The 12,670-nt window shown below is 41.7% G+C and carries 7 protein-coding genes; 4 read left to right on the forward strand and 3 right to left on the reverse strand.

Annotated features, from left to right (window positions below):
* Nucleotides 1–112 precede the first annotated feature (112 nt).
* Both rho and trxA read right to left on the reverse strand, forming a co-directional pair.
* Nucleotides 113–1,378 carry a transcription termination factor Rho gene (gene rho / locus ACVBIK_RS10635; protein ID WP_447162637.1) on the reverse strand — a complete coding sequence of 422 codons (1,266 nt, stop codon included), beginning with the start codon at nucleotides 1,376–1,378 and terminating at the stop codon, nucleotides 113–115.
* A gap of 237 nt (nucleotides 1,379–1,615) precedes the next feature.
* Complete coding sequence (trxA, locus tag ACVBIK_RS10640; protein ID WP_447162636.1) at nucleotides 1,616–1,942, reverse strand: thioredoxin TrxA; 327 nt, start codon at nucleotides 1,940–1,942, stop codon at nucleotides 1,616–1,618.
* Nucleotides 1,943–2,345: 403 nt separating this feature from the next.
* On the opposite strand from trxA, the gene rhlB reads away from it, so the two are divergent.
* The 4 genes from rhlB to ACVBIK_RS10660 all read left to right on the forward strand — a co-directional run bounded on the left by rhlB (nucleotide 2,346) and on the right by ACVBIK_RS10660 (nucleotide 11,288).
* Complete coding sequence (gene rhlB, locus ACVBIK_RS10645; RefSeq protein ID WP_447162635.1) at nucleotides 2,346–3,662, forward strand: ATP-dependent RNA helicase RhlB; 1,317 nt, start codon at nucleotides 2,346–2,348, stop codon at nucleotides 3,660–3,662.
* 10 nt (nucleotides 3,663–3,672) lie between these two features.
* Entirely contained in the window at nucleotides 3,673–4,584 is a 912-nt protein-coding gene (locus ACVBIK_RS10650) for a Ppx/GppA phosphatase family protein (RefSeq protein ID WP_447162634.1), read from the forward strand.
* A gap of 565 nt (nucleotides 4,585–5,149) precedes the next feature.
* Nucleotides 5,150–8,143 carry a TonB-dependent receptor gene (locus ACVBIK_RS10655; protein ID WP_447169653.1) on the forward strand — a complete coding sequence of 998 codons (2,994 nt, stop codon included), beginning with the start codon at nucleotides 5,150–5,152 and terminating at the stop codon, nucleotides 8,141–8,143.
* A gap of 454 nt (nucleotides 8,144–8,597) precedes the next feature.
* On the forward strand, nucleotides 8,598–11,288 hold the full coding sequence (locus ACVBIK_RS10660; protein WP_447169654.1) for a TonB-dependent receptor domain-containing protein: 2,691 nt from the start codon (nucleotides 8,598–8,600) through the stop codon (nucleotides 11,286–11,288).
* Between the two features lie 77 nt (nucleotides 11,289–11,365).
* On the opposite strand, the gene ACVBIK_RS10665 is transcribed toward ACVBIK_RS10660, so the two are convergent.
* A complete protein-coding gene (locus ACVBIK_RS10665) occupies nucleotides 11,366–11,902 on the reverse strand; it encodes a thioredoxin family protein (protein ID WP_447162631.1) in 537 nt (178 codons plus the stop codon).
* Nucleotides 11,903–12,670 lie beyond the last annotated feature (768 nt).

The raw sequence follows: 12,670 nt of genomic DNA on the forward strand, positions 1-12,670 counted from the left end.
GGATAAAAAGTGTTAAGTCGCAAAAATTTTTGGGGAAACAACAGATACAAAAAAACCGCACGAATGCGGTTTTTTAGTTTATACCGACCTAGGTTGGTATATTAAAAGCGAATTAGCTCTTAGCGCGTTTCATTGCAGTGAAGAACTCATCGTTAGTCTTGGTCATTGCCAATTTATCGATAAGGAATTCCATGCCTGTCACTTCATCCATTGGATTAAGGATCTTACGTAGGATCCACATCTTCTGTAGTTCATCCGGAGTCGTTAGTTTCTCTTCACGACGAGTGCCTGAGCGGTTGAAGTCAATTGCAGGGAAGACGCGCTTCTCTGCTGCTTTACGAGAAAGGTGTAACTCTTGGTTACCTGTACCTTTAAACTCTTCGTAAATCACTTCATCCATCTTAGAGCCGGTATCAACAAGCGCGGTAGCGATAATAGTTAAGCTGCCGCCGTGTTCGATGTTACGAGCTGCACCAAAGAAGCGCTTAGGACGGTGTAGAGCATTGGCATCAACACCACCAGTAAGTACCTTACCAGATGAAGGGATTACCGTGTTGTAAGCACGTGCTAGACGTGTGATCGAGTCAAGTAAGATAACAACGTCTTTCTTGTGCTCAACTAAGCGTTTTGCTTTTTCAATTACCATTTCGGCAACTTGCACGTGACGGCTTGCTGGCTCATCGAAGGTAGAAGCAATCACTTCACCTTTAACCATGCGTTGCATCTCGGTTACTTCTTCAGGACGTTCGTCGATAAGCAGTACCATCAACACCACTTCTGGGTTGTTGTTAGTGATGCTTTGCGCCATGTTCTGGAGTAATAGAGTTTTACCCGCTTTTGGCGGTGCAACGATAAGACCACGCTGACCTTTACCAATTGGTGAACATAAATCCAGAATACGTGAAGTAATATCTTCAGTTGAACCGTTACCACGCTCCATGCGCATACGTTCTTCTGCATGCAAAGGTGTTAAGTTTTCAAAAAGGATTTTGTTGCGAGAGTTTTCAGGCTTGTCGAAGTTAACTTCGGTCACTTTTAGAAGGGCGAAATAACGCTCACCTTCTTTTGGTGGACGAATTTTACCAAAAATCGAGTCACCAGTACGCATGTTAAAGCGTCGAATTTGGCTAGGTGATACGTAGATATCATCTGGGCCCGCTAAATATGAACCATCTGAGCTACGAAGGAAGCCAAAGCCATCTTGTAAAATCTCTAAAACGCCACCACCGAAAATATCTTCACCGCTTTTAGCGTGGGCCTTAAGGATAGAGAAAATAATGTCTTGCTTACGAGCACGAGCCATATTTTCTAGCTTCATGTCTTGAGCAAGCTGGACTAAATCTGATATTGGGGTGTCTTTTAATTCTGATAAATTCATCGTGGTGGGTCTTGTTTTGTACGTGGCAATGCCATCTACGATCAAAGGTTTTGTAGCTTATTGAATATCGATCGGATAGCGAGAAGTGGGTTAATTAAGAATGTTTCTGGTTATTAAAGTAGCACTAACAGGGCGGGGCGTCTAGAAGTTTAGTTCAACCCGACACATTTTCTTATTGAAGCTGTGTCGGGAATCACTTAATACCGTGCAATCGTTGATTAAACGGTATACTCGCAGTTAAATTTGCGCGTCAATAAACTCTTTAAGTTGAGTCTTTGATAGTGCGCCTACTTTAGTTGCAGCTAGCTCGCCTGCTTTGAAAAGTAATAATGTAGGGATGCCACGAACGCCGTATTTAGCTGGTGATACGTTGTTTTGATCAACATTCAACTTAGCGATTGTGATCTTACCTTCGTACTCTTCAGCCACGTCATCTAAGATTGGGGCGATCATCTTACATGGGCCACACCATTCAGCCCAAAAATCAACCAGAACTGGTAGTTCAGAGTTAATTACATCATTTTCAAAGCTATCGTCGCTTAGGTATACAATCTTGTCGCTCATGGTGTTCTCCAGTTTAGTTGCCATTGCTGGTTTGTTAATGGCTTAACCTGTATATTGGGTCAGTAAAATAACTTTTCAAGCTAAAAGTTACGCAAATATTAATGTCGGCACTCTTTAGTACATTAAAACGCTTTAGACAAGACGCTGATTTACAGGCATAGTTAGCCTACGTCAACGACGTTTAACGCCTAGAAGCGTTTAAAATTGTCCTAAGAGAACGGTAAACACACGCTTAAATTTCATTGCATCGTAAAAATAGAGGGAATGATGATTCCGTCACTGATGCCTAAAATAGCGTGATAAACGTTTCTCCGAGTGTGCACCAATTTTCCGTGATAAAATTCTATCGCTATTTCAAACGATCAAGTTTTTTATTGCAACCTTTTACAGGTAAGCCTGCGCTATGAGCGATACACATTTATCTACACAGAAGTTTGCTGACTTTCCTCTACATAAAGAGGTTCATCAGGCACTTAACGAAACTGGATTTGAGTTTTGTACTCCAATTCAAGCTTTATCGTTACCCATTTTATTAGAAAAAAAAGATATAGCGGGTCAGGCACAAACAGGTACGGGTAAAACACTGGCCTTTTTAGTCGCCACTTTTAACCACCTTCTATCTACGCCGATCCCAGCGGAGCGCCAACTAAATCAGCCTCGCGCGATTATCATGGCACCGACTCGCGAGTTGGCTATTCAAATCGCTAAAGATGCGAACCTACTGGCTAAGCATACTGGCCTAAAAGTGGGTATCGTATACGGCGGTGAAGGCTACGAAGTTCAGCGCAAAGTATTAGATAAAGGCGTTGATATATTGATTGGTACCACTGGCCGCATTATCGATTATGTGCGTCAAGGTGTGATCAATGTTAGTAGCATTCAAGCTGTTGTACTTGATGAAGCGGATCGTATGTTCGATTTAGGCTTTATTAAGGACATTCGTTTCTTATTTAGACGTATGCCTGATGCTAAATCACGTTTGAATATGTTGTTCTCTGCAACGCTTTCGATGAAAGTGCAAGAACTTGCTTATGACCACATGAATGAGCCTGTAAAAGTTGAGATCGCACCAAACGAGAAAACATCAAAGAATATTAAAGAGGAAATCTTCTATCCATCAATGGAGGAGAAGATGCCTTTGCTATTGTCTTTGCTTGAAGAAGACTGGCCAGAAAAAGCCATCGTGTTTTCTAATACCAAACACAGCTGTGAAAAAGTCTGGTCATGGCTTGAAGGTGATGGACATCGCGCAGGCTTGCTAACAGGTGATGTGCCGCAGAAGAAGCGTTTACGCATTCTGGAGCAATTCACTAAGGGCGAAATCGATATCTTAGTCGCAACTGACGTTGCAGCTCGTGGTCTACACATTGCTGATGTATCTCATGTATACAACTATGACTTGCCTGATGACTGCGAAGACTATGTGCACCGTATTGGTCGTACAGGCCGTGCGGGTCAAAAAGGGGTGTCGGTTAGCTTTGCATGTGAAGAATATGCACTTAACTTACCAGCAATTGAGACATATATTCAGCACTCAATTCCTGTAACGTCATACGACAGTGATGCGCTGCTTGATGATATTCCGCCACCAGTGCGAATTCATCGTAAGCCTAGTACTCATACTCGTAATACTCGTGGTACAGGTAGCGGTAGTGCTCGCCCCCAAGGCGGTCAACGTAGTGGCCCACGTCGTCACGACAGAACGCGTAGACATTCATAAGCGAAGCTCAATGACAACACCTCTTTACGCAGCCATTACGTTAGGCTCGAATAGTTTTAATATGCTGGTCGCTAGAACAGTGGGCCAGCAACCCCAAATTATTGCGAAATACAAACGTAAAGTCCGCTTAGCCGAAGGCATCCAAGCTGACGGCTCGTTGAGTGAAGAGGTGTTATTACGCGGTTTAGACTGTTTGACCATGTTTGCCGACATGCTCAAAAAGGAAGGTGTTTCTGCCCGTAATATTGCTGTTATCGCAACGGCAACGTTAAGAAATATCTCTAACTCCGATGATTTTTGTCGTCGAGCTCTCCCCATCCTCGGCCATCCAATTGAAATCATCTCTGGCATGCGTGAAGCTGAGCTTATCTATCAAGGTATGGTTGCGACAACAGAAGGTGAAGGGCGCCGTCTTGTTATTGATATTGGCGGGGCAAGCACAGAGTTTATTATTGGTGATGGTAATAAGGTCCTACTTAAAACCAGTTTAGCCATTGGTTGTGTCACTTTTAATGAGACTTTTTTTAGTCACTATCCATTCCAGCAGTTGGATTTTGATGATGCCAAAGCTCAGGTGAAAAGTGTCCTCGGTGAGCAATTATCTGCTCTTAAAACACTGGGTTGGCATTGTGTTGTTGGCGCCTCTGGTAGTGTGCAGTCTGTTGTAGAATTACTTAGTCATCGTAATCAGTCATCTACAATTACCTTGGATGTTTTACTGAGCCTAAAACAAGAAGTGTTAGCGCAAAACGATGCTTCAATGGTCGAGATTATTGGGCTAAATCAAGAAAGAGCCCCAACATTTGCCGCCGGTGTGTCAATTTTATTAGCGCTATTTGAGTTACTTGAAATACAAAACTTATCTCTTTCTGGTGGCGCGCTTCGTGAAGGCGTATTGCAAACCTTAGCTAGTCATATTTAGTTTTTCTGCATTATTTTCTATATTGCAGCTCCTCGCTAAACATTCTCCTTTCTATGTTGCTATTTAGTCCAGATCGATCTCGGTGTTGTGAGGGTTAATAACTTGATCTGTTAATCAATCAATTAGCAGACACTCTTAATTAGTGTTACTAAACCGGACAGTAGAAATAGAATTAAGCTTCGATAGTATGGCATTATTGAAATAATAAAACCCCTTCATCCCCTTATCAAGCTTGTGTACCTAAGCGCACTTTTTAGTGAGTAAATACTCTTGCTGACTGTAATTCAGTTCAATTATCTCCAGTAATGACCAGTGATAATCATTCCCCTCTTAACTTGTTAAATATGTTAACAAATTAACTTTCAGTATCCCGTTAACGTTTGAGCTTCCTCTCTCCGATGAGTCTGTACCCCTCTATTTATAAGCACTTTTTGAATAAAGTACATTGTATAAAATATATTAACTATGTTAATGTTTTGTTGCGCTTGGATGTTTTGCACTCAAAATCACTAATAAATATTTTAACTAAGCGCTTACTAAAAGAAGATTTAAGGGAGAATTAATTATGTCTGGAAGTAACGCTTTAAAACGATTTTCGCCAAAGAAGACACTAGCGGCTTTGGCCGTGGGTTCTGTGTTGTTTTTGTCTGCGCCATCCGTTATGGCCGCCGATACAAGTATTGTAAAAGGTCACATTGAAAATGCTTCAGGTAGTAACCTGTCTAATGTAACTATTACGCTTAAACATATGACTAAGGGTCTTGTGTTTACGGTTGAAACCAATGAAAAAGGTGATTACCTTTTACGTAATGTGCCTGTAGGTGACTACGATATTACGATTACTAAAGATGGCTACGAGCAGAATCAAGAGAATGGCATTCAGGTGAACCTTGGACAACCTGTGATTCTAGACGGAAAGCTATACTCTGAAGGTGCTGATAACGTAGAGCGTATTGCAGTATCAGGTAGCATGATCCGTCGCGTTGATATGTCCGATTCAACATCAGGCTTAACCTTTACTCAAGATGAGCTGCAATCAATGCCTGTAAATAGTGGCTTTGAAAGCATCGCGTTACTAGCACCGGGTACTGCCGCACCTGGCGGTTCTAACTTTAATGGTGCATCAAGTTTTGGTGGTTCATCGGCTGCCGAAAATGGTTATTACTTTAATGGCCTTAATGTAACAAGTATTCGTACTGGGATGGGCTCTATTCGTCTTCCTTGGGAAGCTATTTCGCAAACTCAAGTTCAAACCGGTGGTGTAAGCCCTGAGTATGGTGGCGCATTAGGCGGTATTGTTAATGCGGTTTCAAAATCAGGTGAAAACGAATTTAAGTTTGGTGCTGAGGCGCGCTGGGACCCATCATCATTACGTTCTTCACAAGACAATATCTACCAATCAAGCGGTGAGATAGATACTAATACTCAGCAAGAGAGCTATGACTTTAAAGAGCTGCAGCTTTGGGCAAGTGGTGCAATTATTGAAGATTCATTATTCTTTTACGGCCTATTTGCACCAAGAAGAGAAGAATCTGAGTGGGCAGGTCAAACGACAAAAACGAGCAAAGATCGTGAAGAAGACCGTTGGTTTGCCAAGTTAGATTGGTATATGACAGATGACCATTCAATTGGTTTTTCGGCAATGAATAACAAGCGTACATGGACTAATAAAGTCTATGCTTACGATTGGGAAACCAATGTTGTTGGCGAAAAGCAAGGTGTCGATGCACCTGGTGAAGATGGTGGTAAAGTTTATAGCTTAAATTATAACGGCTATTTATCTGACACATTCTCTGTCTCCGCGGTTGTAGGTCGTGTACAAGAAGATGTTGAGAATGTCGTAGCATCAACTAACCCAGGTGTTTGGGATGATCGAAATGGGTCTGTCACGTTAAGCCAGCACACGAATTCATCAGTTTCTGAAGAGCATTACACCCGTGATCAAGCGCGTATTGATTTCAGCTGGGATTTAGAAGAACACTCAATTCAGTTTGGTGTTGATTACACGAAAGTGGAGGTTGATTACTCATCTTCTCAGAATGGTATTGGTGATGCACAAGGTTGGTGGTCAATCTACACTGCAGGAGACGACAGCGTTTCAGGGCAAATTGCTGGTGAGGATTATATTGAACGCCGTGTTCGTGAGCGCTTTACCGATTCTGAAGTCACCTCTACAGCTTTTTATATTAATGATTCTTGGCAGGCAACAGATAACTTAGTATTAAACCTAGGTTTACGATATAGCGAGTTCGAAAACACGGTTTCAGATGGGCGTGCTTATGTAAAGATGGAAGATCAGTTCGCACCACGTGTACAAGCTATTTATGATGTATTTGGTGACGGTGAAGCTAAAGTGTTTGCGACTTATGGCCGTTATTTCCAACCTGTTTCTGCAAACATGAACATCACTCAAGGTTCCTCTTCTATAGAGTGGTTTGAATACTCTGAGCTCGATCAGGTCGATGCTGATGGGCACCCTGTTATTACAGCGGACGGTTCACCAAGTCGTGGTGCAATGCTGCGTGACCGGTGGTACCGCCAAAAAGGCATCACAGAGCCTGGTCTAATAGCGTCTTCATCGCTTAAATCTATGTACTCCGATGAATTTACTTTAGGTTATCAGCAAGAAGTATTTGAAACTATGACCGCTGGTGTTCGTGGTATATACCGTGATTTGGGGCGTAGTGTTGAAGATACAGACGTAGGACCTGTTTTAGCAAAGAAGTTGGCTGAGCTAGGTATTACCGATAATGTTGGTCAGAGCTCTTATTACGTACTACTTAATCCTGGTGAAGATGTAAGCCTTTCTTATGACTTTGATGGTGATGGTCAAGTTGATAACGTAAACCTTACTGCCGAAGAAATGGCATTACCAGAAGCTGAGCGTAAATATGTTGCTTTAGAGTTCACTCTAGATGGTTCTGTTACTGATGATTTACGTATTAACTCTTCTTACACTTGGTCTCATAGTTACGGTAATACAGAGGGCCTAGTTAAAACGGATAACAACCAAGCGGATCCAGGTTGGACAACATCGTATGACTATGGTGATTTAATGGATCACTCTAATGGTGATTTGCCAAACGATCATACACATTCATTTAAGTTAAGTGGTGCTTATGACATTACTGAAGACTTGATATTTGGCTTTGTTACTCGAGTGACCTCTGGTCGCCCACAGAGTTACTTCTCACAGCATCCAGAAGGTGTTGATAGTTGTGCGGCTGGGAATCCATGGGATGATTGTATTAGTCGTTACTATGACCAAGCGTCTCACTACGATGAAAACGGTAATCCTGCCCCACGTGGCAGCGCAGGTAACCTTCCTTGGGTGACAAATATCGATCTTTCGTTAACTTATATGACAGAAATTTTCGAAGGTGACTTTACTATTAAAGGGACTGTTTATAACGTACTGGACTCTGATTCAGCGACGAATATCAATGAAGAAAGAGCACGTTATGGTGATTCTGGACTTGAATTAAATCCTGACTATGGAATGGTGACAGACCGCCAAGAAGAGCGCTTCTTCTCGGTTATTGCTCGTTACGAATTCTAAATATAATCTCGTAGACAAAGGCCGCTCATGCGGCCTTTTTTATTTAGAGACATATCTCCTCCTGAAGCATAAATAGCAATGTTTAACACTTAGAATGTGAATAAATACTTTTTATTTATTCTGCATTTTTAGTGGTTCTATGTTGTTGCGTGATCCCAGCTTACCCCTATTTGGCTGTATATTTTATACGAAAATAAACCTATTTTTTAGTTGCTTAGGTTCAGTCTTGTTGTCGGTGAAATTGTATGGAAACAAACGCAAATATCGGCTTTTTGAATAAATAGTCTGTTTATGAGAATAACCTGAATTAACCATGAAAATAATATATTGCATACAAAATACAGTATGTGATAATTATGTTATCGCTTTGTTTTGTTGTTGTGGCTTGTTTAGTTTTGAATATGCCCCCTTAAGCAATAGCACTAATAAAAATTACATTCTTGGGAGATGAAAGATGAAATTTAATAAAGTCGCTAAGCTTATAAGCTTGGCTTGTGGTGGGGTTGTAGCATTATCTACACCAGCATATGCAGTTGAAAATGAAGATGATAGTGTAGAGCGCATTGAAGTTACGGGCTCTCGCCTTAAGCGTGTTGATATGGAAGGCGCTACACCAGTGACGACAATTACGGCAGAAGATATGGCTGTAGCTGGTTTCTCTACTGTAGGTGACGCACTGCGAGCATCGACTTTGAACTCATTTGGCTCTTATGGCGGTACAGCAAACAACAGCTGGTCTTCTCAAGCTACTATTCAACTTAAAGGCGCGAGTGCTAGTGATACCTTGGTTTTGCTAGATGGTCAGCGTATGGCTAAATCACCAGTTCTTGGTGGCGCAGCGGCAAACATCAATACCATCCCAACCTCAGCTATTGAGCGTATTGAGATTCTATCTGATGGCGCATCTGCTATTTATGGTACAGATGCAGTCGCGGGTGTTGTAAACGTTATCTTGAAGAAAAGCTTCGAAGGTATCGAATTTAAAGCCCGTGCTGAGCAAGCAGAAGCTGAAGGTGGCGATAACCACTCTTTCTCGTTCACTGGTGGTCTGACTTCTGAAAATGGTAATTTAGTTTTTACCATGGAACATTATAAGAAAGATAAGATTCTATACAGTCAGCGTCCGTATACCGCTGCACACGTGAGAGATGGTGAAGACCCAACAGACTTCCAAAGCTGGGTGAATGTTAGCCCTACTGGTCGAACAATTGATATGGGTTCAAATGGTGGTTGGGCATATCAAGCTCCGTTCTCTAATGCCGATTTGAGTTGTTCTGAAGTATATGGTGATGACTTCATCGGTCCAGTGTCTGACAGTGCATACCCTGGTGATACGCTTTGTGCATATGACTACACTAACGCAGCGGCACTTGATGTCGACCGTGAAAGAACCAATACATTGGTTAACTATAGCTACGATATTACTGATGATATTAAGCTTACGGCTCGTGCTTATTGGGCTGCAAACAAAACAATTGATCAATCAGCTCCGGTACCTGGATACATTTCTTTCCCTGATGCAATGCCAGCGTATACGACTGCAGAAGGCTTAGATCTTGTTGCCACTCCAGAAGGTGCGGGCATGTTATATCGTTATGATACAGCCGGTAATCGTATTCGTGAAAACCATGACAACATGTATGACATCTTACTTGGTCTTGAAGGAAGCACTGAGTATGTTGATTGGGATTTCTCTGCAACGTATAACCGCTACGACAACTTCGTATGGGGTACGGGTTACGAGTTAAAAGGTGCATCAACGGATCTTGTTGGTTCATGGGATGATGCGACAAATTCATTTGTCGGTTGGGATCCTCGTGATCCTAATTCAGCAGTACCAAGTGGTGGCATGGCAAACTTCGATATGCGCCAGACTGCTTCTTATGCAGAGCTAGGCGGTGGAGCTGGATTTGATTTGTTCGAACTTGATGCTGGTACTGCAGCTATGTATGTCGGTGCTTCATATCGTGAAGAGACGCTCGACTCTAAAGTAGATGCTTTATCAGAAGCTGGTTTGATTAAAGGTGCAAGTGGCGGCTCTGGTGGTGAAGGTGAGCGTGATATTACTGCAGTATTCGCAGAAATGACGCTTCCGATCTTAGACAACCTAGAGTTGAACTTAGCTGCTCGATATGATGATTACTCAGATTTTGGTGATACGTTTAATCCACAAGTTTCTATTCGATATAACTTGTTTGAACCATTACTACTTCGTGCGTCATGGGGTACGGGCTTTAAAGCACCAAGCCTTGCACAGTTAAACCAAACGCCTAGTGAAGGTTGGAATGACGTAACTAACTATCTACAGTGCTATGAGCAAACAGGCGTAGTCGGTAATTGTGATATTGAGAATAGCATTCCAGTTTCAGTTGATAAGAATGAAAACTTAGGCCCTGAAAAGTCAGAAAGTTATAATTTAGGCATGGTTTGGGATATTACCGATAATATTAACATGACCGTTGATTACTGGGTTCTTGAGACAGAGGACTTAATTGGTCAATTAAATAATAGCGAGTTGGTGTATCAGCAAGCGAAGCTCTGGGAGGCGGCTGATCAGCAAGGTGTTGCACGTCCAGACATTTCACTTTTATACCCAGGTACAAGCATTTCTCAGAACGGTTCGGGCAAACTGACTGCGATGGATAATGTACTGCAGAACTTTGGTAAAGCAGAGCGTGAAGGTGTTGATACTAATATTGCAGCATCATTTGAAACTGAAGTGGGTGAGTTTAAACTTGGTCTAGCTTGGTCTCACTATATTAAATATACCGATAGCTCTCCAAGTGATGGTGAACTAGTTGTTTCTCGTAACTGGGCGGGAACATCGGAAACTCCGGATGATCGCGTAAGTTTTAGTGCCAATTATCTATTTGCCGATGATCATAGCTTGTTCTATAAAGCTGATTACATTGATGGCCAGTCAACAGATGACCTTAATGATGATGACTCAAAATATGAGATAAACTCTGTGGTTTATCAGACTATCACCTACACATATATGATGCCGTGGAATAACTCTGTTAGCGTAGGTGTAAATAACCTAACTGATGAAAAGCCGGCATTTGAGCAAAATGGTACTTATAGTACAGACCTATATGACATCATGGGTCGTAGCTACTGGGTATCATTTAGTCAAAGCTTCTAAGTCGTCACTTATGTCACTTATATAGACGATAATAAAAAAGGCACTCAATGAGTGCCTTTTCTTTCTATATAAGCTGACTACTTTAAGATGTTAGCTAAATCAACTTCTAGCGATACTTCAGGTCTTTCTACAATCCGACCCACCTCTTTGTTGTCTTGCTCAACAATAATAGTCGGTATACGGGTGAACTCATATTTAGCGGCTAAGCCTTCTGGATCTTGTTTGGCTCTATCGACACCTATATAAGTCACTTTGATATTTGGATTATTGAGCTCTTCCATAATACGGATAAAGCGCGGTGTTTCACGGTGACAATCTGGACACCATGTACCGATAATCACGGTTATTTCAGTCGCAGTGCTAATGTCCTTTAATGGGGCGATAGCAGTGCTATCAACTTTATAGTCTGCATAACCCTCTTTAAAGTCTGCAAGCTCGGTAACCATTTTCTGTGCTTCTACAGTTCCAGTTAAAATCACTTCTTGTTTCTCCTCACTGCAAGTGGCCATAAAGCCTGCTTGTTTGTCATCGAATGCGCAACCGCCACTGGCCATACTTTGGCTACTAAAAAACAGCATAGTGGTTGCAAGCAATGCTTTGACGTTATTGTGCATGATAATACTCCGAGCAAGAATAAATGATTTTATTTATTCAAACATGTCTTAACTAGTGGGTGAAGTGAACTATCTCGGCAATGCTATAGGGATCACTCTAAATCTATAAATTTACCTTTCAATACTAGATTAACGGTTAAAGTCTTAAGGTAAGCTGAATGGAGTCTGTAATCACCCGCAGTAATTAGGGGGTGTTTGATAGGAGATAAATGGTGCTACGTCGGTTTGCTTTTTAACTTGGATGTGGAAAAGCGTCTGGGTTTCAGTTTAATGTTATGTAGCTGCGTGATTAATCTAGCTGACAAGTCAGTTTATCTCCCTTCTACATATAGCAGCACTTTTTATAGTGAGCTGGTTTTACGATTCAGCGAGCAAGTGTTCTACCGAACAAAGGAGGCTGTAGTTAACACATGTCATTGTATAGTCATCGGTATGAAGTGTGGCTTTATAACCTTATGGCGGCCTAAATACGTAAAGTGAAGCAGGATTAAATGGTTTAAATATGAAATTAGTTGAAAATACTTAGTGCAACTCAAAAATACTGTACTAGACTCATTATCCCGGTGCGCAAATAGTAATCTAAAACTGCGATTCTGTGGATAAGTCTGGGGGTAGTTGGTGAGTATTGTGTGCTTAATATAGCTTTTTGAAAAAACATCATTTTTTATTAAAAAAGCGCTTGCGCAGCTCTGAGATATCCCTATAATGCGCATCCACTGACACGGCACAGCAGGCCAACTAGACTAACGCTTGAGATTAGAAATAGTC

It is taken from the genome of Shewanella sp. 125m-1, from assembly GCF_052977065.1.